The 23,071-nt window shown below is 59.5% G+C and carries 21 protein-coding genes; 8 read left to right on the forward strand and 13 right to left on the reverse strand.

Annotated elements, in window-relative coordinates; translation table 11 throughout:
* Nucleotides 1-32: 32 nt before the first annotated feature.
* Both M8R19_RS26865 and M8R19_RS26870 read right to left on the reverse strand, forming a co-directional pair.
* Entirely contained in the window at nucleotides 33-1,598 is a 1,566-nt protein-coding gene (locus M8R19_RS26865; RefSeq protein ID WP_249919384.1) for an ATP-binding protein, read from the reverse strand.
* Nucleotides 1,599-2,389: 791 nt separating this feature from the next.
* Complete coding sequence (locus M8R19_RS26870) at nucleotides 2,390-4,393, reverse strand: DNA topoisomerase III (RefSeq protein WP_249919385.1); 2,004 nt, start codon at nucleotides 4,391-4,393, stop codon at nucleotides 2,390-2,392.
* Nucleotides 4,394-4,761: 368 nt separating this feature from the next.
* Here M8R19_RS26870 and M8R19_RS26875 point away from each other — a divergent pair, with 368 nt between their 5' ends.
* Nucleotides 4,762-5,130: a histone-like nucleoid-structuring protein, MvaT/MvaU family gene (locus M8R19_RS26875; protein WP_249919386.1), complete on the forward strand. Its 369-nt coding sequence runs from the start codon at nucleotides 4,762-4,764 to the stop codon at nucleotides 5,128-5,130.
* Nucleotides 5,131-5,343: 213 nt separating this feature from the next.
* Here the strand turns inward: M8R19_RS26875 and M8R19_RS26880 are convergent, their stop codons facing one another.
* The 11 genes from M8R19_RS26880 to M8R19_RS26930 all read right to left on the reverse strand — a co-directional run bounded on the left by M8R19_RS26880 (nucleotide 5,344) and on the right by M8R19_RS26930 (nucleotide 14,230).
* The gene (locus M8R19_RS26880) at nucleotides 5,344-5,751 is read right to left on the reverse strand and encodes a single-stranded DNA-binding protein (RefSeq protein WP_249919387.1); all 408 of its coding nucleotides are present in this window, start codon (nucleotides 5,749-5,751) and stop codon (nucleotides 5,344-5,346) included.
* On the reverse strand, nucleotides 5,748-6,305 hold the full coding sequence (locus M8R19_RS26885; RefSeq protein WP_249919388.1) for a DUF3158 family protein: 558 nt from the start codon (nucleotides 6,303-6,305) through the stop codon (nucleotides 5,748-5,750). Before M8R19_RS26885 ends, M8R19_RS26880 begins: the two co-directional genes overlap by 4 nt.
* Nucleotides 6,302-7,087, reverse strand: a complete 786-nt coding sequence (locus M8R19_RS26890) for a PFL_4669 family integrating conjugative element protein (protein ID WP_249919389.1) — start codon at nucleotides 7,085-7,087, stop codon at nucleotides 6,302-6,304. Before M8R19_RS26890 ends, M8R19_RS26885 begins: the two co-directional genes overlap by 4 nt.
* Before the next feature lie 157 nt (nucleotides 7,088-7,244).
* Nucleotides 7,245-8,429 (reverse strand): STY4528 family pathogenicity island replication protein, encoded by a 1,185-nt coding sequence (locus M8R19_RS26895; RefSeq protein ID WP_249919390.1) that lies wholly within the window; start codon nucleotides 8,427-8,429, stop codon nucleotides 7,245-7,247.
* Nucleotides 8,430-8,432: 3 nt separating this feature from the next.
* Complete coding sequence (locus M8R19_RS26900) at nucleotides 8,433-8,993, reverse strand: DUF2857 domain-containing protein (RefSeq protein WP_249919391.1); 561 nt, start codon at nucleotides 8,991-8,993, stop codon at nucleotides 8,433-8,435.
* Nucleotides 8,994-9,010: 17 nt separating this feature from the next.
* Nucleotides 9,011-10,699, reverse strand: coding sequence for a ParB family protein (locus M8R19_RS26905; protein WP_249919392.1), 1,689 nt, complete (start codon nucleotides 10,697-10,699; stop codon nucleotides 9,011-9,013).
* On the reverse strand, nucleotides 10,692-10,928 hold the full coding sequence (locus M8R19_RS26910; RefSeq protein ID WP_249919393.1) for a type II toxin-antitoxin system HicA family toxin: 237 nt from the start codon (nucleotides 10,926-10,928) through the stop codon (nucleotides 10,692-10,694). The genes M8R19_RS26905 and M8R19_RS26910 overlap by 8 nt, the downstream gene beginning before the upstream one ends.
* Nucleotides 10,915-11,775: a ParA family protein gene (locus tag M8R19_RS26915; RefSeq protein WP_249919394.1), complete on the reverse strand. Its 861-nt coding sequence runs from the start codon at nucleotides 11,773-11,775 to the stop codon at nucleotides 10,915-10,917. Before M8R19_RS26915 ends, M8R19_RS26910 begins: the two co-directional genes overlap by 14 nt.
* 31 nt (nucleotides 11,776-11,806) lie before the next feature.
* Entirely contained in the window at nucleotides 11,807-12,016 is a 210-nt protein-coding gene (locus M8R19_RS26920; protein WP_249919395.1) for an AlpA family transcriptional regulator, read from the reverse strand.
* Between the two features lie 487 nt (nucleotides 12,017-12,503).
* Complete coding sequence (locus tag M8R19_RS26925; RefSeq protein WP_249919396.1) at nucleotides 12,504-13,403, reverse strand: LysR family transcriptional regulator; 900 nt, start codon at nucleotides 13,401-13,403, stop codon at nucleotides 12,504-12,506.
* A 164-nt stretch (nucleotides 13,404-13,567) separates the two neighbouring features.
* Nucleotides 13,568-14,230, reverse strand: coding sequence for a dienelactone hydrolase family protein (locus M8R19_RS26930; protein WP_249919397.1), 663 nt, complete (start codon nucleotides 14,228-14,230; stop codon nucleotides 13,568-13,570).
* A 257-nt stretch (nucleotides 14,231-14,487) separates the two neighbouring features.
* Here M8R19_RS26930 and M8R19_RS26935 point away from each other — a divergent pair, with 257 nt between their 5' ends.
* From M8R19_RS26935 to prpE, 7 genes are read left to right on the forward strand one after another with little or no spacing between them, the layout of a single operon-like run.
* Nucleotides 14,488-15,246, forward strand: a complete 759-nt coding sequence (locus M8R19_RS26935) for an SDR family NAD(P)-dependent oxidoreductase (RefSeq protein ID WP_249919398.1) — start codon at nucleotides 14,488-14,490, stop codon at nucleotides 15,244-15,246.
* 48 nt (nucleotides 15,247-15,294) lie between these two features.
* Nucleotides 15,295-16,779, forward strand: coding sequence for an aldehyde dehydrogenase family protein (locus M8R19_RS26940; protein ID WP_249919399.1), 1,485 nt, complete (start codon nucleotides 15,295-15,297; stop codon nucleotides 16,777-16,779).
* Between the two features lie 54 nt (nucleotides 16,780-16,833).
* Nucleotides 16,834-17,964: an alkane 1-monooxygenase gene (locus tag M8R19_RS26945; protein ID WP_249919400.1), complete on the forward strand. Its 1,131-nt coding sequence runs from the start codon at nucleotides 16,834-16,836 to the stop codon at nucleotides 17,962-17,964.
* A gap of 16 nt (nucleotides 17,965-17,980) precedes the next feature.
* Entirely contained in the window at nucleotides 17,981-18,475 is a 495-nt protein-coding gene (styC, locus tag M8R19_RS26950) for a styrene-oxide isomerase StyC (RefSeq protein ID WP_249919401.1), read from the forward strand.
* 25 nt (nucleotides 18,476-18,500) lie between these two features.
* Nucleotides 18,501-19,550 carry a 2Fe-2S iron-sulfur cluster-binding protein gene (locus M8R19_RS26955; protein WP_249919402.1) on the forward strand — a complete coding sequence of 350 codons (1,050 nt, stop codon included), beginning with the start codon at nucleotides 18,501-18,503 and terminating at the stop codon, nucleotides 19,548-19,550.
* A gap of 50 nt (nucleotides 19,551-19,600) precedes the next feature.
* On the forward strand, nucleotides 19,601-20,983 hold the full coding sequence (locus tag M8R19_RS26960) for an OmpP1/FadL family transporter (RefSeq protein ID WP_249919403.1): 1,383 nt from the start codon (nucleotides 19,601-19,603) through the stop codon (nucleotides 20,981-20,983).
* Nucleotides 20,984-21,028: 45 nt separating this feature from the next.
* The gene (gene prpE, locus M8R19_RS26965; RefSeq protein ID WP_249919404.1) at nucleotides 21,029-22,978 is read left to right on the forward strand and encodes a propionate--CoA ligase; all 1,950 of its coding nucleotides are present in this window, start codon (nucleotides 21,029-21,031) and stop codon (nucleotides 22,976-22,978) included.
* Nucleotides 22,979-23,071: the final 93 nt, after the last annotated feature.

Raw genomic sequence — 23,071 nt, forward strand, 5'->3', positions numbered from 1 at the left:
GAACGCTCCCGAAGGAGCGTTCATTGCCGCGGTCAGGGTTTCACCTCCAGCAGTTTCCCTTCGCTATCGAAGACCAGTCGAACTACTGCCTTGGCGAGCTTGGGCTGGGAGGCGAAGCGCAGCGCGCGAGGTAGTAGTGCTTTTACGACTTCACTGGGCACCTGTGAGCAGCCTACGGCGATGAAGGTCGACAGCGTCTCGTCATCCTCCACTTCGGCATCCTCGTCGTATCGATCATCGAAGATGTAGTCGGATACGAGTGGCGTCACGCAGTCGGCGCTCGGTGTCAGGTAGAGCGTATCGTCCTGGCGGAGTACCTTCACCGGGTACTGGCCTGGCTCACCTTTCAAGCTGACGTTCAGCGCTTCGACCAGGACCAGTTCGAGGGCCTCGGCCAAAGGAGGCGTGTCCTCGCGATAGAGTATGGCGCCATGGTGGACGCACACCTGATCAGATGTGGTGGTTCGGCGTACCTGCCGCAGCCAGTGCTGTTCATCGAGACGAGGTTCTTCCAGCAGGAAGGCTTGCCGCGCGGCGAGGTAGCTTTCCGCTGCCCACTCCTCGCGGCCATCGCTCTCGATGGACCAGACGCCTTTCTCCTCCAGCTCCAGGCGGGTCACGATCCCACTCAGCGGATGATGGTCCCAGAAGCGACGATAGCCAGGTGGCTCGCCCTCCCAGTTGCGGAACCATGCACGGGGCACGAAGGGGACGTCATTCAGCAGGTCCGCATTCGAGGATGACAGGCAGGTCTCGGCATACGACGACACGAAGTCGCTGCCCGACAGTTGCTCCTTGGCTTCGAACAGTGCCTGCCGGTAGGCGGCGTTGATGGCGTCCCGTATCCGCCGATTGTCCGTCTCTTCGTTGAGCAGGTGCTGGCGATCGGGCAGGCGAGCGATCATGTCATCGCGCAACAGTACGACCTGCTGCCTGGGATCGGTCGAGTAACGGCCGCCAAGGGGGAGCCCCTGAAGGAAGCAGCGCCACCGTGACGGAGGGGTGTCGAGGTTGAGTAGAACCTTACCCACGGCTGTTTCAAGCCAGGGCAAGGTGGGGTCGGCCAAGGGTCGAGGAAGGTCGACACCGTTGAACGAGATGGGCACGGGGAATGCCTCGCATAGACGCTCTAGCTGTGCCGCTGCCCATTGCGACAAGGTGAGCGTAGCCTGCGGTGATTGCACGCCCTCCAGCTGTATTTCACTACCGAGGCGCGGTATGGCGGGATGAACCTCGATGGCATCGCCGTGGATGATGGCTGCAGTGGCTGCGCGGAAGGCCTGGTCGCGCGAATGTACCGACAGGTATTCGGCGAAGTAGAGGGTCGACAGGACACCGAGGCCGAATGCGTTCTCCCGCTCTTTCAGCTCTTGGTCCCAACCGGACTCGGCGATGAAGATCAGGGTTTGCAGGTCGGCAATGCCGGTACCGTCGTCGCGCACGATGAGCGTGTTGTTGTCGACGATGACCTCGATGTGCTGAGCCTTGGCCCGGCGAGCGTTCTGCAGCAGCTCACCCAGCATGGAGGCCGGGGTGAAGGCATGTCGCAGGTTGGCGATAAACTGATGCTGGTTGGTCTTGAGACGAATCGTACTCATGGCATAGCTCCTGCTTGAGGGCCCGAAGGGGCGTGAAAGAAGAGGCCCGTGGGGCAGCGCGAGGGCGCTGCGGATGATTGAGGCGGCATCGACGCCGAGGGCTGGCGTATGTCCGCAAAGGCGATGCGGGCGGACGGCTGTGGTCACTACGGGACGTAGCGCAACCTTGAAGACCTTGGTTGCCGGGGACGCTGACGAGCAGCGATACCTGCGGCAAGACTGGGGAACCTGGTCTGGCGTGTCGTGGAATTATCGGAAGGTGGGCGTGTCCGGTTCCTGTCGGTCACTGGGCTGCGCCTTCAATTGGTTGCGTGAGCGGCAGGAGAAGGCCGCCGAAGGCTGTGCCTCCGGCGTTTGAGGAAGTCGCCACAGTGGGCTGGTTGAACGGTCTGGCTGTCGTCAAAGCCATCCGTTGTCGCAGCAATCGCACTCGGCCCGTGTCGTGGCTGGGGCCGATACCCTTCGGCACGCATCCGCGCACAAAAGGAACCCGTTGTTTCGCCGGTAGGCGCCGGCACTGATTACCGTTCGACCCGGATGGGTCTCCTGGCAACTCGCTGGTAATTCGGCAAGGTGCCAGGGGACCCATCGCGGGCAACGGAAGAGACTGATCAGCTGAAGGGGCGTTCCGCGATTCTCGGAGGAGTGACCTTCGCACCGCACAGAGACAGCTGCAGGCTGGCGGGGGCACACCATTGCGGAAGGGAAGGTGTGCTTGGGAGGTCCCACCGGGCCGGCGGGACGTCTGCCGCAGTACCGAATACTGGCACGACAGAGGGGCTCAGGAAGTCTTAGCGCGTGACCTTCGTACGTGGCGAGCCTTGTCCGGCTGTCGGCTGCTCGATGGGGCGGGAACCCTTGCAGTCTGGGTAGCGACTGCATGACCAGAACGCGCCATTCTTGCCGGTGCGTTGGCGCATCGGTGCCTTGCATTGGGGACAAGTGGGGGCTTTGGGTAGCAGGATGGCCAACGTGCTGTTGCGGTACTGCTGGACCAGTTGCCTCACCCATGAGGCCTGTCTGGAGATAAAGCTCTCCAGCGTCATCTGCCCGGTTTCGATCATATCCAGCGCCTGCTCCCAGAGTGCTGTAGTGCCAGGATCAGCAATCGCCGCAGGTACTGCATCGATGAGCGTGAAGGCGGCACCGGATGCGCGCACGGCACGACTTTTCTTCAGCAGGTAACCACGCCCGAGCAGGCCGTTGATGATGCTGGCACGCGTCGCCTCGGTGCCTATACCCGCAGTCTCCTTGAGCTTCTGCTTCAGGCGCGGATCGGTGACGAACTTGGCGACGCTCTTCATGGTCTTGACCAGTTCACCCTGGGTATAGGGCTTGGGCGGCTGTGTCTTCAAGCTCTTCAGGTCGACCTTGTTGACCTGGCAAGAAGTGCCAGCATGCAAAGGCGGCAGCACTTGAGGCTGTGCCGTTTCCTCGGTCTGCGCGTCCTCTTCTGGGGGCATTGCCAGCGCTTCGCGCCAACCCATTACGGCAACCTGTTTACCAACGGCAGTCAGCTGTTGCCCAGCACAGACCAGCCGTACCTCTGTGCGATCGAACTCGTGGTGCGGCAGAAACTGCGCGAGGTAATGCCCGCGGATCAGGCGGTAGACCGCGAGCTCCATTTCGCTCATGGCTGACAGATTGGTGGGCTCCTGCGTCGGAATGATGCCGTGGTGAGCGGTTACCTTGTTGTCGTCCCAGGCGCGAGATTTCTGTGTCCTGTCCAGGCAGCTGAGCACTGATTGCAGACAGGGATCGGTGGTGAGCAGGGCTGCAAGAACCGCTGGCGCTTCAGAGAGCATGTTTTCGGGCAGGTGGCCTGAATCTGAGCGAGGGTAGGTCGTTGCCTTGTGCGTTTCGTACAGGGCCTGCGCGATATCCAGTGTCTCCTGGACACCCAGCCCCAACTGCTTGGAGCACACCTCCTGAAGCGTCCCGAGGTCGAACGGCAGCGGTGGACCTTCGCGTACGCGCTCCGTCTCGGCCGACTCGACGGTCGCACTGCCAGTTGTGCGAAGGCGCTCGTAGGCCTGTTGTGCCGTTGTCGGCTGCAGGCAGCGGCCGGCTTTGTCCACCGTGCTATTGGGAGGCGTCCAGGTCGCGATGAAGCTCTTTCCGCCATGGGACAGCTCGACATCGATTGCCCAGAAGGGGACGGAGACAAAGCACGCGATCTCACGGTCGCGATCCACCACCAGCTTTAGCGTTGGTGTCTGCACCCGACCAACCGACAGCACACCGTCATATCCGACTTGCCGACCGAGCAGGGTGAACAGTCGGCTCAGATTCATGCCGATCAGCCAGTCCGCCCGGGCGCGGGCGAGCGCAGAGTGGTACAGCGGTAGCGTTTCGTTTGCTGGCTTGAGCGTACTCAGCGCCTTGCGGATGGAGGCATCGTTGAGGGCTGACAACCACAGCCGCTGGATGGGACCGCGGTAGCCACATAGCTCGATGAGCTCGCGGGCGATCATCTCGCCCTCACGGTCTGCGTCCGTGGCGATTACCAGTTCGGAGGCCTTGGCGAGGAACTGTCTGACGATCTTGAACTGCGCGGCGGTTGCCGGCTTGGGCTCGACACGCCATTGCTCAGGGATGATGGGGAGTTGGTCGAGCCTCCAGTGTTTGTACTGCTCACCGTAGCCTTCTGGCGGAACCGCCTCGACCAGGTGGCCGATGCACCAGGTGACGATGAGTCCGGTGCCGCTATAGCACCCAGCTCCGCGTTGCCTGGCGCCTAACACGCGGGCGATGTCCTTACCTTGGGAGGGCTTCTCGCACAGGAACACACGCATAAGTTCTCCAGGTCGCTGGCGATCATGGAATGACTGCCAGGGTTCCCGGGTGTGGTGTACGGAGCAGCAAACTAGGCGGAGACAGTGAGCCCGCTTTCAGTAGAGAGAATGGCGAGTAGCTCGGTTGGCGAGTGCAGGGGTCAAAGGATCTTGGTCGAAGCTTGCGCCGTTATGAAAAGTCCAACTCCGATTGCCATGCCAACACACATGCGCTCATTGACGAGGAGAGAGGTCTCAACTCGTTATGTTGGATTGCATGAGTATCTTTATATTTTATATGGTTATCTCTTGCTTTTACTCTGGCTGCCATTAGGTTGGCTGTCTTATAATAATTTTGTTTTCCCTCTACCTAATAATAGGAGTCCAATATGTCCCGTCTGGCAGAGTTTCGTGCCGCCGAAAAGGCTCTTGCCGAGCAGCTTGCATACCTGGAGTCGCTCAAGAACGACTCGAGCCTGAAGAAGGAAATCGAGTTCGAAGAAAAGCTAAAGAAGCTGATGAGCACTTATGGAAAAAACCTGAAAGATATCATTGGGATCCTGGATCCGGCAGCTGGCGCTATTGGCCGTAAGGGCAGCCACAAGGTCGATGCCCGGCGCAAGGCGCGTGTCGTGAAGGTCTACAAGAACCCTCACACCGGTGAAACTGTGGAAACCAAGGGGGGGAACCACAAAGTGCTGAAGACATGGAAGACCGAATACGGTAACGATACCGTCGAGTCCTGGTTGGTCAAGTGATGGGAGGACCAGTGAGTGGTCCTTCCGAATGGGGCTTGGTTGTAGGGGGCGAAATCGTGCCCGGTGCTGCTGACTAGTGAATGTAGGCCAAGGCATCCAAGGATGTGGGACTTTCAGGCAGGAGTGCCTTATGACCAGTAATATCGTTCAGAGAGCGCTGGAACTCGATGGACATCAGTGGAACTATCCCCGGGGGATAGTTCCACTGAATGCTTAGATCTGCGACTCGTTGGCAGAACCTGTTTCAGTCGCCTGTTTTGGGCTCAGTACTACTGACTCCAGCCTATAAGGCAGAATCCCAACACGTCGGGCCTCGATCTTGAAGGTCACCCGCTCATTCTCTTCGGCATCCTCCCATGCATCGCGGACAGTACGCCCCTCCACCAGCACCCGCATGCCTTTCTGATACAGCGACTGCCAATGCTCGGCATCTCGGTGCCACAGTTCCACAGGTGCCCAGAAGCCGCCGCGGTCCTCGAAGCTACCATCCTTCTTGGGAACGGGGTTGTCGAAATAGACATTCAGGCGCAGAAGGCGGTTGGGCTCGTCGTTGCCGTTAGCAAATTCCCGGTATTCCGGCGCAGAGCCGATATTGCCCTCGCCAACGTAGTGAGTGCTCATGGTGTTTCCTCGAGATGGGTGGTGTGGAGAGGCGCGGCGTGTCCGTGGATCCGTCGCAGGTATATCGATTCGGCCAGAGCCACCTTGCTGGCGCATTCCTGGGCTTGGCGGCCCAGCGTGTGCAGCAGGCTGATCTGCATGTTGAGGACGATGCGCTGGACTTCCATCGCGTGGAGATCATCAATCAGTGCGTCGGGTGTCGAGCGGCTGGCGATCAGTTCCTGCCACAACGCTACCCCCATTGCCGAGCGGTTGGGCTTGCGCCAGCGTAGAAACACGGTTCCTGCGCCAGTCGTTTGCTGGGCCAGTTGTACGGGCAACAAGCGGAAGGGGTAGGCGTTGGCCTGCGCCAGCACGCGCCGCTGCGCCAGCGCGATCAGCTCGTCACGTAGCGCGTGGCACTGGCTGGCCCACTCAATCAGCGCCCCCTTACCCTTAAAAGGAAAGGGACGCAAAAGGCCTTTTAGAGAGGCTGCCTGTTCCAGACTCTGGAAGTCAGCCTGTTCCAGGGGGATAAAGCGGCGGACTGCCGCAGATGCCGAGGTGTTCGTCATGCTGGCGCATCTCCGCTGTCGTGCGCCTCAGTCGCCGGCTCATCAGTACTTTCAGCCGGCAAATCGTCATCGCCTGCGGTAACTCCAGCAGAGGTCGCCAGTGCCGAACGCCGGACGATGGGGGGGGCATAGCGAGAGCGACGGATGCCTTCGAGCACGTCCTGCGGCAGCTCGCCGAATTTCTCGATCGCCGCTCGGGCGGCGGCATTTTTCGCCGCGAAGTCGTCTCGGGTGCAGCCGGAGAATCGATATTGCTGGGCCAGGCTGAACAGGCTGCGCAAGGCGTGGGCACCCTCGTTAAGCCAGCGTTCTAGGGTGTTGCGGTCGATGAGTGCGGTGTGGTGCGCGAGGATCAACTTGCGCGCCAGGTCGTCGTAGTCGGCCAGCAGATACACCGCGAGAAAGCCAAGCTGCGCGTTTACGAACAAGGGCAGCTTCACCGGCTGCACATTCATGTTTTCGCCAAGGCTCAGGGCGGATGGCACATCGGCCAGGGCCTGGTCGACCTGCTCACGCAACACCTGCAGCGTGTCTTTGGTCTGCGTCAGCTTCTCCTCGATGCGCAACATCCACCAATCGCTGTACGGGTCGTCCTGCTCAGCGCCCCGTTTGATCTTGTTGGCGATCGCGATGAAACCGTTGAGGCCGACGATGCCGGGCTTTCCTTCGCTGGCTGCGCGACCGTGCCAGATGCGCGAGGCGTGGTGCGTGTGCAGCGTCAATGCCATTGAGCTGCGCAGCGCTCCGAGATTGAGCAGCAGTGGTTTTTCTTCGTTGGCCATGAAGACGACTCGTGGTGGAGGACACGAGTCGCCAGCTTGGGATGAGGGCGGAAGGCGGTCAGTCAACAAACCGAACCCGATGCCAGCCGGGTTTGCTGACCGGAGGGCTGTCTGTTTTGGTTATCCCCGGGGGATAGCGCTCTGGAAGTCCACTGCGCTATGACTCGCTTCCGTGTCGGTTGAGCAGGGCATGGAGGGTGGCCAGATGCGCCTTGACGACTTCGGGGTCCGCAGGACGAGAAGCCGTTGCGGGTGGCGGAACGGTGACGTGATTCTGTTCCTGTGTGGCCCACGCTTTGAATTCGCCACGGATGGCTTTTTGAATCACGCCGAACAGATAACCGGCAGGCTTCCGTACTCGGCTGTCACGACAACGTACATCCCATTCGTCGAGCACAGCCTGTCGCTGATCAGCTTCAACCTGCTGCAGCGCGGCCAGCGCGCCGGCCTGCTGCTCGTCTTTCAGCGTAAGGAAGCGTGCGGGCAGTCGCAGATCCTGAAGTTCTCGCGCACGCGGTACTGTACGTACTGGATTTTTAATACGAGTACTCAGTACTTCAGTACGGTCCCACTTCGGATTCCGAAGAGCGGCAGTTTTGTTAGCTTGCGCACTTACTTCGGAATCCAAAGACGGCGTTTCACGATTCCGAAGAAGGGCGCTGGCACCTTCTTCGGATTCGTGGACGGACTGCGTCTTCTGTAGGTAGCTTTCGTCGTCGGGAGTGTCACCTTGGGCCATACGCTGTGCCAGTACCTGGATGCGTGTCGGCAGTGAGCGACCGCAGAGCATCGGGTCTTCGCCGAGCTCCTGGATAGCATGATAGCCAACCCTCTGAATGGCCTTGCTGGCGTGGGTAAGCGCGTGGCTGACCAGCCCGAGATACTCCGGGTCAAGCTGCATGGCCTCAAAGGGCGTTAGCGGTTCGTCGTGCAGCACGTAGAGATTGCCCCTGAGGCGTCCACTCTTCGGGTCGCGCCGACGGCGCACGAGGCTGAGCCAGCGAGTCAGGCGCAGCAGCGTCAGTGCCCGGGCCACGGTCTCATGGGATGCCTGCCCCTCGCAGGGCGTCGATGCGAGGTAGGGGCGCAACTGGTCGTAGGTGGGAAAGGCGGTCACGCCGTCTTCGTTGAGCATGAGCCGGAACACCTGCCAGGTATTACGCTCCAGCGGCGTCAGGCGCCGGTCGAGAAACAGCACGCGGGGCACACTTTCATGGCGATTGCCGCTGAACAGGAAACCGTCGCCGGCGGTGCCGCCGGCAGGTAGCAGATGCTGCAGGGCTTCATCGAGCAACGTTGAAAGCGGGGTGGGGCCTGCCGAAGGGGGGCTTGGCGGCACCATAGGTCACACCAATCCCTGGTCGATCCAGCTGCGTATCGCGGCCCAGATCACCGACATGGGCAATGACAGGGCTTCGGCGAGATCCATGGTCAAGGCGAGCATTGCGCTGTCGTCGTTCAGCGCGACACCGCGCTCGTCGATGCCGGCCTTCCAGTTCTTCCACAGCGTCATCTCCTGTGCTTCGCTCAGTACAGGATGTCGGCCCTTGCGCTTGGGCAGGCCGATGATGTCGCGGCGTAGTGCGACCTCTTGATGCGTGAGGCCATAGAACTTGCTGATCATCTCAGTGCTGGCCCCAAGCTTCAGCATGCGATCGACGGTGGCGATCTCCTGTTCGATGTCATTCACCTGTCCGACCAGGCGCCACAGGACATCCGTATTCACCTTCACCGAGCACCACGGGACCTGCGCGTTCGCGAGCAGGCTGACCAGCGCAGGCTGCTTCAATACGTCCAGCTCGCGTTCGCTAAATCCCATGGACAAGCAACGGCGCAATTGACCGTTGCGCAGGTCGTGCAGAGCTTGGGTGACGACGGCTTGATTCAGCGGATGAGGTGCCGACATGGATGCCTCCGGCTGGTTCAGTTGTCGGTCTCGCCTGGATTGGTTTCCAGATCGAGCAGTCGACGCGCCAGTCTCACAAGACGGAAAAATTTCACCAAACCGTTGTCGCTCAGGCGCGGAGGCGCTTCCGCATCGCTGAGTTCGGAGCCGAGCAGCAGCGCGCCGAGGTTGTCGCTCAGGTGCTGATCGTCCTGCTCGACGTCGTAGTGGACGACGCTCAGCGCATGCAGCAACGTGAGCACACTATGAGCGAATGGGGAGGTTGCCGCAGCAGGTTGGAGTGCCTTGCAACTGAAGCCGATGCCGGTGTCGAGAGGTTCGACGCAATCGGTTAGCTCGGCTTCCTCGGCAATTTCCTGCGCGAATTGCGCGATGTGGATGCGTAGGCGGTCTGGAGAGTCGAGCCCAGGCTCGATGTACCAGATGTCTGAGATCGGAAACAGGCCGCCGACCTGCACGGGAATCGCCTGTAGCACCGTGTCTGCGAACAGCGGCAACGGGGCGCCGGTCTGCTCGGCCACCAGTTGCTGGATCGCCTGCAAGCGCTCCGTCGTGGCGGCGGGGGAGACAATATGTTGCTGCACGCGCGCCGGAGCGTCGCTTTCCGGAGGAGGGCTTGGTGGCTGTTCCTGCCCAGATGGTGACGAAGGCGGCGGGGCCGGCGTAGCGGAGGCTGTGGTAGGGAGCTGCGTAGTGCCGTCACCGTCCGACGGTGCTGCTAGTGTTGGCTCCGGCTGAGGCTTCGGTGCGGTTCTGATGTTGGTTCTGTCAACATCAGGCTCCGGGTTACTCTGCATCAATGGAGGACTGGTCATGACGCGTTGGCGGTGCTCGGTGCTGTCGATCTCCAGCTCCAGAAGGTTGTAGTCGGCGTCAAGGACGCCAGCCATCTGACCGATGAGTTCATCCCTGGCCCGTGCCACGGAAAACGCTTCTGGCTGTGCGTCGAAGGGAGCGAGGACATCGTTGAACAGCGTCTCGAAGTCGATGCTCAGCGACTTCCCGGCGGCGCGTCGCTGCCAGGACAACTCCGCCGCTTTGCGCAGTACGGCCAGTCGCTCGACTTGGTGGCGCCCCAGCCCGTTGTACAACACGTTGGGAATGACCGGCAGCAGATAGCGGACCGTGTCTTGCATCCTGCTGATATGTGATTGCTGGACCGGATAGCCATCGCTGCTGAGGCGGCGAGCCAGTTCTGATTGTGACAGCGGTTTGCCGCTTTCCTGTTCGTACAGTTCGCGGGCCTTCTCGACGCCGAGCGCGCGCTCGATGAATGTCAGGCTGCCATGCAGCTCGCTCTCCGCTAAATGCCCGGTCAGCGCGATGATCTCACCACGTGCGGGCCATGGGCGGAACAGGCAAGGAATGCGGAAGAAGCGTTCATCCTTCGTTTCGGACCACAGCTCACGCAGGATTGCCAGCCGAGTGTTGCCGCCGTTGCGGATGATGTAGTGATCCGCGCCAGGTCGTCGGGTGATCGACGGAGGCGCATCGAGACCTCGTTCGCGGATCGACGCCTTGATCTCGTCGTAACGCGGGTTGCGAGTGATTCGTGGGTCAAGCTCGTACGGGAACAACTCGTCCAGCGTCACGACCATCGGTGTCTCGATGATAGGCTCGCTGAGGGCCTTCGCAACGGGGCCGTTGCGCGAGAACCCTTCGGCCAGCAGTTTGTCGGCCATCTCCTCGGGAGTGAGGTCAGCCATTCGGACCACCTCCGAGCAGGTTGTGACTCGCGCGGCGTAGGCGTGCCCATGCGTTGCGGCTGGACCGATAGTCGCTGGCCGTTGAACTGGTGAAAATCGGCTGCAAGCCCTCCTTGGTGAACTTCAGGTGACCACCACTCGTCCGGCTGACCTGCCAGCCTTCGCTCAGGGCGAATTCGATCAGCGGCAGCAGCCGTTTGTGGCCGCGGCAGAATTCATGTGCGCTCATGGGATTGTCTCCCATCGGCCCGGCCGGTCACTCGAGCGAACTGCTCCTGCCATTGCGGGCAGAGTTCGCTGGCGAGGGCACGCATGGTTTCCAGGGCTGCCGGTGCCTGGCGTCCGGACGGGCGGCGGTATTCGACCCGGTGTACCGGTTGCCCCGCTGTGGCCGCGCGCGGGACCGCCTCGATGGCAGGGACTTCGGTGCGTAGCACCCGGATCTCGCTGTGCTCGCGGAAAATGAGGCGCAGCGTTTGCTGCACCAGACGGGCACTCGAGGAAACGGCTGGTACGCGATTGATTAGCAGATGCACCGGCGGTGGCTGGATGCCCAGGTAGCGGTACGGCGCGATTGCGTCGACCAATTGCAGTGTCCCGCGCTGCAGCTCGCGTGCGGCCAGAATTTCCGGAGTGACAGGGGACACCGCAATATCCGCCGCCAGCATGGCCATTTCCAGTAGGACGCTGCGCGCGCCCTGAGTGTCGATTAGCACCAGGTCGTAGTGGGGGCGGAACAACGGCAGCAGATTGCGCAGGCGCAGGCGCCCATCGGCGGCATGCAGGAGCAGGGTTCCCAGTTGCTGGTGCTCGTCGTTCGACAGCACCACATCCAGGCCTGAGATCGTGGTGTGCGACACCAGCTCCGCCAGGGGCTGCTCGTTGAATGCCAGCAGCTCGTAGATGCCGCTGCTGGCGCGATGGCTGAGTGAGTAGTAGGACGACAAGGTGGGCTGTACATCCAGGTCGATCAGCAGCACACGTCGGCCGGCGTCGGCAATGAATGCTCCCAGGTTGGCCGCGATGGTGGTCTTGCCGACTCCGCCCTTCGTCGAAATGATCGCGATCACGTTCATGGTGCGCTCCTCTATGCGTAGTGGAGCGTCGTCAAACGCGCTCTTCGAGACGTTCAGCGATCCAGGCGTCGATCTCGATGGAATCCCAGCCGACCGCTCGGATGCCGAGGCGTTTGGCTTTCGGGAACTTTCCCACCTTCATCAGGTTGTAAATGTGCGCGCGCTTAATACCGGTCTTGGCTTCAACTTCGGCGCGGCGGAGGATACGGCGCTCTGCAACAGGCGTTTGCTCAGTGGGCATGGTGGTCACTCCTTAATGCTTGGTAGCACTCGAAAGGCGTGGCCCGTAGTAGATGAGCGTCACTCCGTTGAGCGCATCAAACAATCGGGATCGACTAACCACCGGATTTTTCGGCGCGCCGTTACATAGGGCGGAACCGATCTTTTACTGAGTTGGTGGCATACACCGTCAAGCCGACCCGCAGGCGCTCAACTAATCGCAGCGTTCTAAACGTGATCAAGATCAAAAACAGAACGTCATAGTTGTGTGTCTGATGAAACATGACCGTGCGTGCGTTTTTGTCATATTGATGACGAAAAAAGTCGTTCTTAGCTGGGAGTCATTCTCGTCTGTAGTACAGGCCAATCGCAGCGACAGCCTGTCTCATGCGGGGTGTGGATTGAGCGATAAGCCAGTGGCAAGGCGACAATCGAGGTTGGTGTCCTGACAAAAAGGAGCGGACCCCGGTAGAGGTTTCCAGGGCCATACTGATCGCTTCCGGGAAGTTTTAGGCGGTTGTAAGTTTGCCAACTTGCTGGGCTCGGGTGATGAACCTGTTCAACTCTTCGGAGTGCGGCTTGTCGAGCATGGTAAGAAATATCGCAGTGCTCGGTACATCGTCTGTCACCGGCCGGATGATCACATCGGGATGGTTGTATAGGGTAACTTGCGATGCTAGTCCAACACCAATGCCATATCCCGCTGCTACCAACATCATCATCGTCTCGTGTCCGGAGACATATTCGGATATAGGGGGCAGCGGTAACGTATACTTGCAAAACCAACGGCAGATGACATCGTATCCTCCAGAGCACTGATCGGGGTCACAAAGTATCAACGAGTGCCGAGCGACTTCTTCGAGAGGAATTTTTTCGAAGCTAAGGAGGGGGTGGTTCCTGGGAATAGCGATAGCCGGGCGATCCGTCCAAACGATTTCTTTTACGACCCCATCGTTCACTTCGGTGTGTACGGTGAAGCCGGCATCGATCTGGTCGTCTCCCAGCGCCTTGACCATTTCGTTGACGGTCATTTCCATAATCTTCACTTCGGTCAGTGGTTCTTCTTCACGGCAACGGGCCAACAACCGGGTGAGCCTGGGTTGTGCAAGGCTATCTGTCAGGCCTATACGCAGCCGCCCCCGGTATCCCCGTGCGGCTGCCTGTACGCGCGTTCGCGCACCGTCCATGAATGTCAACATGCGGCGAGCTTCTTCCCGGAAGACTTCGCCTGCCCATGTCAGCTTGATGCGCCCTCGGTTTCGCTGTAGTAGGCGGACTCCCAACTCGGCCTCAAGTTCTTTGATGGCGCGGGACAGAGGGGAGGGCTCAATGTGGACCCTAGCGGCAGCTCGCGAGAAGCTAAGTTCGTCGGCGACGACCAGGAAATAGAGAAGGTGACGAATCCTCATATACCAGCAGCCTCCTTACTGTCCTATGGGTATTTCCGTAGAGACAGAGCACTATTGTTCGGTCTTGCAGTCGAAACTACTTCTTGTAGTGTGGGAGACCGTTCCTTGGTACTGCCCTTGCGCGAAGCCGCTTTTACTCCAGAGAATACAGCCGGCGAGTCTGTTCAGTGCTCGTTTCTGCGAATATGTACACCAAGAAATTCCAGTGACTTATGCATTGCCAAATCATCGCTTTCGGGATGATAGTGCTGCATATCGCCTATTCTGTAGAAGCCATTCTCCGCAGGGTAGGTCAGCACTTGAATATTCGGTGCTCTTTCGCGGCACAGGTGCGCGCTACCTGGAATGTTATTGCTTGAATGAACGAGTAGTGGAATGTTTATTCGAGTATGGGTCTCGAAGACGTCTTGCTCATTGTGATACACGATGCAAGGTGCCGATAGCGTTTGCGCTGCTTGAAGAGCTACGACCCCGCCCCAGCCGTAGCCTACGATTGCCACCTTTCCAGCATGGGCTATTGCGTCTACGGCAGTTGCAACCAATTCAGCGGCCGTTTCCAGACCGATCTCGGTAGCCAGCCTGCTGCCCAGCAGGACTTCCTCAGAGGCGTAGCCGAGTTCGACTTCGCGCTGGATTTTGTCGAAGAGTGCGGGGACGACCGTCAGGTAGCCGTCCTCAGCGTATCGTTCGGCGATCTGTCGCATGTCGTCATTGACGCCGAATATCTCGTGGACCAGAACCACACCGCCTATGGGCTTGTCGTCGGGCTCAGCAGACCATCCGTTCATTGGGCCGTGGGGGGTAACCATCGTAATCCAGTGACTCATCGGGACCTCGTTCTTGTTAGCAGTTACGGTTTCGTTGATGGTGCGCTGACCATAGCGGCAGCCATTGCTCAGGTTGCTCTACATCTCGGTTGCCTATGGCGTGGGGGCTAGCGCCTCCACGGCTTTGCCCCTCTCGCTCCACAAAAAATCGTTGACTCAGACGTTCTTCAGCAGGATGATTCCGCCAACAAAGAAACAAACCAGCCTGTCTGTATTATCTCCACAGCAGGGTACAAAAACAATCAATGGAGACTGCCATGAGACTGAAAGACAAGGTCGCGATCGTAACTGGCGCGGCAACCGGGATTGGCAACGCTATCGCGCGTTCTTACCTTGCGGAAGGCGCGAAGGTGGTCATTGCTGATGTGAAAGGGGCCGAGGCAGCTGCGGCAGAGCTTGGTGAGGAGGTCGCACTGGGCGTCTTCACCGATGTCTCTGATCCTGACAGCACTCGGCAGATGGCCAAGGCTGCACTGGACCGCTTCGGCAGGATCGACGTGCTGGTCAACAATGCCGGTATCTTCACTGGCCTCAACTATGTCCCAATGGAATCGATCTCGGTTGCAGACTGGGACAAGCTCTACAGCGTCAACGTCAAAGGGCCCTGGCTGTGCAGCAGTGCGGTGTCAGCTGCGATGCGCGAGGGCGGTGGTGGGAGGATCATCAACATCGCATCGGTGATCGCTCACATCGGTGCGCCTTTCATGTTGCACTACGTTTCCAGTAAGGGAGCCGTCGCGGCGATGACCCGCGCCATGGCGCGCGAGTTCGCAGCGACCAAGGCTGGGATCTCTGTGAACTCCATTTCTCCTGGCTACACCCATTCGGAAAATGCGCTCGCCAACACCCAGCAGCATGAGCAGTTCGAGGGTGTTTCCGCTTCCATGCGGGCGATCGATCGGCCCCAGGTGCCGTCGGATATCGCCGGGGTGGCACTCTGGCTGGCCAGCGACGAAGCCTCCTATGTCAACGGGCAGAACATCGTGGTGGATGGCGGCATTTACATGAGCCTCTAAGCGCCGTTCTTCACGACATTCATCCCCTTTGCACTCTGGAGTCAGCTTATGAGCGCTAGCTCGAAATTCGCTGCGGACCCGGCCGGGTTCCGCAGTCGCAACCTCATCAATGGACAGTGGAAGGAGGCGGTCTCTGGCGAGACCATCTCCGTTGAGAACCCTGCTACCGAAGAGGTCATCACCCATGTGCCGCGAGGCCGGCATGAGGATATCGATGACGCAGTACGGGTAGCCCGCACTACCTTCGAATCGTCTGCCTGGCGAAAAATACGACCGATCGACCGAGGTCGGATTCTGGAGAACATCGCACGCAAGATTGAAGAGCATGCCGATGAGCTGGCGTATCTGGAATCACTGGATACCGGCAAGGCTGTATCGTTCGCCAAGATCATCGATCTGCCTTCGACGATAGATGTTTTCCGCTATATGGGCGGCTGGTGTTCCAAGCTTGGGGGGACGACCCCTCCAGTTTCGTTCGATGGTCGCGAATATCACACCTATACCCGCCGCGAGCCAGTTGGTGTCGTCGGCGCCATTACGCCGTGGAACTATCCGCTCGCACTGGGCTCGTGGAAGATCGCCTCGGCTCTGGCCGCCGGCTGCACGATGGTACTCAAGCCCACGGAGCTCACTCCACTGAGCACGCTCCGACTTGCCGAGTTGTGCCTGGAGGCTGGCCTGCCGGAAGGCGCACTGAACATCGTCAACGGATACGGACACGAGGCTGGCGAGGCGTTGGCGCGTCATCCAGGCGTGGACAAGATCACCTTCACCGGTTCGACGGTGGTAGGCAAGAAGATTGTCGAGTACGCACTGGGCAACATGAAGCGAGTCACCCTGGAGTTGGGTGGCAAGTCGCCGAGCATCGTCTTCGCCGACGCTGATCTGGATCAGGTCGGTCTGGGGGCCGCGCTCGCGGTCTTCTTCAACTCTGGGCAGATCTGTTTCGCAGCAAGCCGGCTGTTTGTCCAGGACAGTGTGTATGACCAAGTGGTCGAGTCCGTTGCTGCCGCTGCCGGGCAATTCAAGGTCGGCAACGGCCTGGAGCCTGACACCATGCTAGGACCACTGGTATCCCGCAAACAACAGGAGCGGGTACTGGGTTACGTACGGTCTGGGGTAGAGCAGGGGGCTAGGTTGGTCTGTGGCGGACAGGCTGTCGGAGACAAGGGCTACTTCCTGCAGCCCACCGTCTTTGCCGACGCTGACCCGTCGATGAGGATCGCTCAAGAGGAAATTTTCGGGCCTGTTGTCAGCGTCATCCGCTTCAAGGATGAGGCCGAGGCGATCCGGCTAGCCAACGACACCACCTACGGCCTGGCCGCCAACATCTGGACGCGAGACATCAAGAAGGCGCACCGGGTCGCGCATCGCCTCCAGGCGGGTTCGGTGTGGATCAACTGCCATGGCGTGATTGATCCGGCCGCGCCGTTCGGAGGATTCAAGCAGTCGGGCTGGGGCCGCGAAGTCTCGGAGGAGGGGCTGTCGGCCTACACGGAGACCAAGACGGTCTGCGCATTGCTCGATGACTGAACGCTATCCCGCCCTCGCGTGCGAGGACGTCACGTCCGCTTAAGGAGACCGATCATGTGGGAATACATCAAGTACTACTTCGCACCTCTGGTGCAAGTCCTGGCGATCCTGGGGTTTTATCAGGGTGGCCATTACACCTGGATCGCAATCGGCGCGTTTCCGGCCATCGCCATCCTCGACGCCCTGCTGCCGCTCGATCTGTCGGAGCGCAGGATGAAGAGCCATTTCTGGGCCTATCTGCCGGTCTGGATCTCGACGCTGCTGTTGCCTGTCATGTATTTCGTCTTCGCCTGGTCGGTAGCGAATAACGGCCTGAGTGGATTGGAAATGGCGGCGGGTGTGCTGGGGCTGGCGTGGCTGTCGGTGGTGCCCGGCGTTCCGGCGACTCATGAGTTGTATCATTCGCGTGGACGGCTGGCCCGTTTCGCGGGGCGCTATGGGCAGATCGTGTTTCTCGATGTCATGCGCATGGAAGTGCACGTGGTCGGCCACCACCGCGACGTGGGTACTACCGAGGATATCGATACCGCACCACGTGGCACCAACCTGTACCGGTTCGTCGCCCGCTCGATGGTCGAGTCCGTGCGGTGGGAATTGAAGCTGGACGCGGACAACCTGGAGAAGCGCGGCTTCGGTCGCTATTCGATTCGCCATTCGGTCTGGCGCGCGTTGCTGGCCATCGTGGTGTTCCTGGGCGCCATCTACGCCCTTGGCGGCTGGATGGCAGTCGGCTTGTGCGCGATCTCGATGATCATCGCGCGGTTCTGGGTTGAAGCGTTCAACTACTACCAGCACTTCGGCCAGGTTCGTGTGGTCGGCATGCCCATCGAGAAACGGCACGTCTGGAACCACTATGGCACGCTCTCGCGCCTGTACGCGTTCGAGATCACCAACCACGCGGATCATCACCTCAACTCCTACATCCCGTACTACAAGCTGGTGCCGGATCGTGAGGCGATCATCATGCCGAGCATCATCGTCTGCTTCCTGTCAGGGTTCATCCCGCCTTTGTGGTACGGCGCGATCATCAAGCCGGCACTCAAGCGCTGGGACAACGAGTACGCCTCTTCGGCCGAGCGGCGCCTAGCGCAGGAGCAGAATCAGCGCGCGGGATGGGAAGACTGGTTCGATGACCAGAGTGGGCGTGGAACGCGTCCTGACGAACCCAAGTTGGCGCATGGTTGAGCGAGCGGACTAATCCATGAACCAGGAAAAGCCCCTGCTGCGGGTAATTCAGAAGCGGATGATAGGGCACGGCCTGCTGATACTGCTGGTCGGCCTGCTGGCTGGAGTAGGGCTGCTGGTCAGCCTGATCGGCGGGCTGGAGGTGTTCCCCGGCAGGCTGGTCGCGCTGGAGCTTCCCGGCAGCAGCGATGGCTGGGTGCGCTTTCACATCGGGCAGTTGCTCAATGCGTTCCTGATCGTTCTGCTGGCCCTGTCTCTGCCCGTTCTGGAGTTGCCCGCCCGCAGGGCGGGGCAACTGGGCGGATGGATCATCGGGATCGGCTGGGCGAACACCCTGTTCTATTCCGCTGCGCTGTTCGCCCCCAACCGAGCGCTGACCTTTGCGGACAACCGTCTGGGGGCCGCCAACCTAGCATCGGTGATTGGCCTGCTGCCGGCCCTGGTGTTCGCTGTCGTTTCCATCGTCGTCGTGGGCGTGCTGGCCAGACAGGCCCTGCAGCGTCCCGCGTGACCGGTATATCTCCCAAGGGGGCTCAATGCGAAGTTTCTTTCAATCCATCTTCGGCAAGGCAACGCCGAAGCAAGTGCAGATCCTGCCCCAGGACGTGACGATCGTGCTCGAGCCGGGACAGACGCTGCTGGAGGCCGCGCTGGCCAATGGCATCGCCTATCCGCACGACTGTACGGTGGGCACCTGTGCCTCATGCAAGACACGTCTGAAACAGGGGCGTGTCCGGGAGGCGACGCCGTTCGGCTACACCCTGTCCAAGGCGGAGCTGGATGCGGGCTATATCCTGGCCTGCCAGGCGTTCCCGCGTGACGAGCTCACCGTGGTCGAGATCGACCCACCGTCGGCTGACTTGCCGCCAGTCGAGCAGTTCGCTGCCACCATCGTGGCAACCGAGCCGCTCACCCATGACATTCTCAAGGTGACCATCCAGACCGATCGGCCGGTTCATTACCTGGCCGGCCAGTATGCGAATGTGCGCGTTCCGGGCTCGCCACGTTTTCGCTGCTATTCATTCGCCAACGCGCCGCAGCGTAAAGGTAGAAACGTTCTCGAGTTCTATATCCGCAAGGTTCCGGGGGGCGAGTTCACCGAAGCTTTGTTCCGTGGTGAACTGGATGGCCAGCCTCTGGAGATGGAAGCGCCCCAGGGTACCTTCCATTTGCATGGCGGCGATGCGCCGATGGTATGCATTGCTGGCGGCAGCGGATTGGCACCACTGGTCAGCATTCTTGAGCATGCCCGGGTGAATCGTATCAAACGCGACTGCACATTGTTGTTTGGCGCACGAACCCAAGGCGATCTGTATCAGCTCGATGCCATCAGCAATATCGCCGCCAATTGGCAGGGTGAGTTTCGTTTCATTCCAGTGTTGTCACATGAGCCGGAATACAGCAATTGGACGGGGGCTCGTGGCCTGGTGACCGAACATATTCCCGTGGATTTCTGCGGGGGGGCGGAAGGCTACCTGTGTGGACCTCCGCCGATGATCGACGCGGCCATCGCACGACTTATGGAGCATGGCATAGCGCTGGAAAGTATTTATTACGATAAGTTTACGGATGGCCGAGATTCCTAGAGTTAATTCCTAGATTAAAAATTCAGTAAAATAAAAATAAGGACTAACTGATGAAAAGATCAATTCACAGCCTTGGTGTGTGCGGATTTTTTACTTGCTTGTACTCTAGTTTTGCGTGTGCAACAGATGCTTTCAATCTCGTTGGAGCTGGACCGGTTTCCCAAGGTATGGGGGGGATTGGTGCGGCTTTCGATATTGGATCGCAGGGGATGTTGCTGAATCCGGCGACACTAACTCAGATGCAGGATGGAGCGCACCTGGATGTGGGCATGGACATTGTTTCCGCGGATTTGGAAGTCAAGAATACTGCCACGGGAGAAAACGCTGATTCCCATAGTCATGGGCGAAATAACGGGCCTTACATAGGGCCCGAGCTATCTTTCGTTTGGCGTGGCGACCGGTATGCACTGGGAGTTGGCGCCTTCGCCTCCGATGGTGTTGGAACCCAGTTCGGAGACAGCAGTTTTCTCTCTCGTACCTCGACCAACAATCTTGATACAGGGCTGGATAGTTACTCCCGGCTACTGGTGCTGCGGATCCCATTCTCTGTGGCCTATCAAGTGAATGAAAAACTGTCCGTCGGGGCTTCGCTGGACGCAGTGTGGACATCGGTGAATCTGGGGTTCCTGTTGGATACCTCGCAAATCGGCACGTTGGCTGGACAGCAGAGGGTGTCTGGCTCGCTGATGCCGGCCTTGCTGAGTGTGCCTGAGTTATCGGCAGGGTATTTGGAAACCAACAATCACCGTGCTAGTGGTGGCGGTGTGGATTCGTGGGGGGTGGGCGGTCGGCTTGGTCTGACCTATCAATTGAATCCGCAAACACAACTTGGGCTCGCATATAACTTCAAAACCCATGTAGGAGATCTATCCGGTAATGCCGATCTAACAGCCGTAAGTGCTGTTGCAGGTAATATTCCACTTGCCGGAAAGGCCAAGCTGCGCAATTTCGAAATGCCGGCATACTTGGTGGTCGGGATCGGTCATGAGTTCAGCGATAAACTGGCTTTTGCCTTCGACTACAAACGCGTTTATTGGAGCGATGTCATGGAGGATATCAATGTGCACTTCAAGCAATCTGGTACGGGTGATACGCTCGATTTGAAAGTGCCATTCAACTATCGAGACACTAATGTGTACTCCTTGGGGGGGCAATATCGCTACAGTGAAAACTGGACCTTCCGTGCAGGTGTGCACTATGCCCAATTGGCAAGTCCTTCGGGTGGCACATTGCCGATCATTCCTTCGACGCCTACTACCAATCTCACTGGGGGTTTTCAATACGCCTTCAGTCCTGAGGACGCGATCGACTTCTCTCTGGCCTACGGATTCAAAAAGAAAGTTTCCAATGACAGCTTGCCGATTACCGACAAGCCTATCGAAGTCTCGCATTCGCAGATAGCCGCATCGATTGCTTATACCAAGAGCTTCTAGGCCACAGCGACAAAGCCTGTTCATTCAGTTGGAGAGAAAAGGAACATGAACTTTTCGAATGTATTGGTCAGTCCGGATATGACGGGAGAGGAAGATCGCTATCTTAATCTATACCGTTGCTCCGTCGACGATCCAGAGCGTTTTTGGGCCCAACAGGCGCAGCGTATCCATTGGCATGTTCCGCCGCAGCAAATCCTCCAGGCGTCAAACCCACCTTTCCGGCAGTGGTTCGTGGGGGGGAAAACCAACCTCTGCTTCAATGCGCTTGACCGTCACTTGCCGGAGCGTGGCGAACAGCTGGCGTTGATTGCAGTTTCCTCGGAGACGGGAAGTACCCGGGAAATCACCTATGCGCAGCTGTTCCGAGAGGTCAATGCCTTCGCTGCGGTGATCAAGCGGCTCGGCGTAGGCAAGGGGGACCGTGTTGTCATCTATATGCCAAACATGGCCGAGGCCGTTTTCGCCATGCTGGCCTGCGCACGTATTGGGGCGATTCATTCGGTCGTTTTCGGTGGTTTCGCGGCACACAATTTGGCGACGCGCATTGACGATTCACAGCCCAAGCTGCTGATCACCGCCGATGCAGGTATGCGCGGTGGTCGGATCATTCCTTACAAGCCTCTGGTGGACCTGGCCTGTGCGGAGTCGAAATCGCCGCCAGCGAAGGTATTGATAGTATCCCGCGGTTTGCAGCCGGAGCTGGCCTGCGTGTTGGGGCGTGACGAAGATTATGAGAGTCTGCGAGCCGCCGTAGGCGAGACAGAGGTGCCGGTAGAGTGGTTGGAGTCGAACGAACCCAGCTACCTGCTCTATACCTCTGGCACTACCGGCAAACCCAAGGGCGTACAGCGCGATGTCGGTGGCTATGCGGTTGCCTTGGCATTGTCGATGGAAACGGTTTTTGACGTTGCCCCCGGCCAGGTGATGTTCTCGACGTCGGATGTCGGTTGGGCGGTCGGGCATTCCTACAATGTCTACGGCCCGTTGATCGTCGGGGCGACTTCGTTGTTGTACGAGGGACTACCCACTCACCCAGATGCCGGCATCTGGTGGTCGCTATGCGAGAAATACTCGGTGCGGACGATGTTTTCCTCGCCGACGGCCGTTCGTGTGCTGAAGAAGTTCGATGTCGACGCCATTGAGCGTTACGATTTGAGCGCCTTGAGCTACTTGTTCCTGGCCGGAGAGCCGCTGGACGAACCGACTGCCAACTGGATTACCGGGGCACTCGGCAAACCGGTGATCGACAACTACTGGCAAACCGAGACCGGCTGGCCGGCGATCACCCTTCAGCCCGGCCTGGAGATGAAACCCGTGAAGTTCGGCTCACCCGGCCTGCCGAACCTGGGCTACAGGATGAAGGTGGTCGACGAGCATAGCGGCGAGCCCGTCGCCGCCAACCAGAAAGGCGTGCTGGTCTTCGAGCTGCCGTTGCCGCCGGGCTTCATGACGACCATCTGGCGCGATGACGAGCGCTACCGCACCAGCTATTTCGGGCACTTCAAGGAGCAGGTCTACAGCTCGCTGGATTGGGCTATCCAGGACGAAGACGGTTACACCTACATTCTCGGGCGCACCGACGATGTCATCAACGTCGCCGGCCATCGTCTGGGAACGCGCGAGATCGAGGAGTCCGTTGCCGAGGCCCGCCAAGTCGCCGAGGCAGCTGTTATCGGTGTACCCGACGAGGTCAAGGGGCAGGTGCCCATCGTTTTCGCCACCCTGCGTAAGCCCGCACTCGATGAGCCACAGCGCCAGGACGCCGCGCTGGAAATACGCCAGGTGGTGGAGAGTCGTCTGGGCGCGATAGCGCGGCCGGCGCGAGTGTACATCGTCAATGCGTTGCCGAAGACGCGTTCCGGCAAATTGCTGCGTCGGTCGTTGCAGGCCCTGGCGCTGGATGCGGATCCGGGCGACTTGTCTACGCTGGATGATCCCGGCGCCCTCAATGAGATTCGCAATGCTCTGGCGCGCGGCCCCGACGTGGGAGCCTGATGGCCAAGGCTCCGTTTCAAGAGTACCAGCGGCAGATGGTCGTCAAGCAGTGAGTTGACAGGCAGATCGAGAGGGATGATGATTCAACTCATA

Origin of the sequence: Pseudomonas sp. R3.Fl, assembly GCF_023516765.1 — a bacterium.
GTDB lineage: Bacteria > Pseudomonadota > Gammaproteobacteria > Pseudomonadales > Pseudomonadaceae > Pseudomonas > Pseudomonas citronellolis.

Coding starts and splice junctions, on each gene's coding strand:
- M8R19_RS26865 (WP_249919384.1), bottom strand. CDS start 1,598: ATGAGTACGATTCGTCTCAAGACCAACCAGCATCAGTTTATCGCCAAC.
- M8R19_RS26870 (WP_249919385.1), bottom strand. CDS start 4,393: ATGCGTGTGTTCCTGTGCGAGAAGCCCTCCCAAGGTAAGGACATCGCC.
- M8R19_RS26875 (WP_249919386.1), top strand. CDS start 4,762: ATGTCCCGTCTGGCAGAGTTTCGTGCCGCCGAAAAGGCTCTTGCCGAG.
- M8R19_RS26880 (WP_249919387.1), bottom strand. CDS start 5,751: ATGAGCACTCACTACGTTGGCGAGGGCAATATCGGCTCTGCGCCGGAA.
- M8R19_RS26885 (WP_249919388.1), bottom strand. CDS start 6,305: ATGACGAACACCTCGGCATCTGCGGCAGTCCGCCGCTTTATCCCCCTG.
- M8R19_RS26890 (WP_249919389.1), bottom strand. CDS start 7,087: ATGGCCAACGAAGAAAAACCACTGCTGCTCAATCTCGGAGCGCTGCGC.
- M8R19_RS26895 (WP_249919390.1), bottom strand. CDS start 8,429: ATGGTGCCGCCAAGCCCCCCTTCGGCAGGCCCCACCCCGCTTTCAACG.
- M8R19_RS26900 (WP_249919391.1), bottom strand. CDS start 8,993: ATGTCGGCACCTCATCCGCTGAATCAAGCCGTCGTCACCCAAGCTCTG.
- M8R19_RS26905 (WP_249919392.1), bottom strand. CDS start 10,699: ATGGCTGACCTCACTCCCGAGGAGATGGCCGACAAACTGCTGGCCGAA.
- M8R19_RS26910 (WP_249919393.1), bottom strand. CDS start 10,928: ATGAGCGCACATGAATTCTGCCGCGGCCACAAACGGCTGCTGCCGCTG.
- M8R19_RS26915 (WP_249919394.1), bottom strand. CDS start 11,775: ATGAACGTGATCGCGATCATTTCGACGAAGGGCGGAGTCGGCAAGACC.
- M8R19_RS26920 (WP_249919395.1), bottom strand. CDS start 12,016: ATGCCCACTGAGCAAACGCCTGTTGCAGAGCGCCGTATCCTCCGCCGC.
- M8R19_RS26925 (WP_249919396.1), bottom strand. CDS start 13,403: ATGAGGATTCGTCACCTTCTCTATTTCCTGGTCGTCGCCGACGAACTT.
- M8R19_RS26930 (WP_249919397.1), bottom strand. CDS start 14,230: ATGAGTCACTGGATTACGATGGTTACCCCCCACGGCCCAATGAACGGA.
- M8R19_RS26935 (WP_249919398.1), top strand. CDS start 14,488: ATGAGACTGAAAGACAAGGTCGCGATCGTAACTGGCGCGGCAACCGGG.
- M8R19_RS26940 (WP_249919399.1), top strand. CDS start 15,295: ATGAGCGCTAGCTCGAAATTCGCTGCGGACCCGGCCGGGTTCCGCAGT.
- M8R19_RS26945 (WP_249919400.1), top strand. CDS start 16,834: ATGTGGGAATACATCAAGTACTACTTCGCACCTCTGGTGCAAGTCCTG.
- styC (WP_249919401.1), top strand. CDS start 17,981: ATGAACCAGGAAAAGCCCCTGCTGCGGGTAATTCAGAAGCGGATGATA.
- M8R19_RS26955 (WP_249919402.1), top strand. CDS start 18,501: ATGCGAAGTTTCTTTCAATCCATCTTCGGCAAGGCAACGCCGAAGCAA.
- M8R19_RS26960 (WP_249919403.1), top strand. CDS start 19,601: ATGAAAAGATCAATTCACAGCCTTGGTGTGTGCGGATTTTTTACTTGC.
- prpE (WP_249919404.1), top strand. CDS start 21,029: ATGAACTTTTCGAATGTATTGGTCAGTCCGGATATGACGGGAGAGGAA.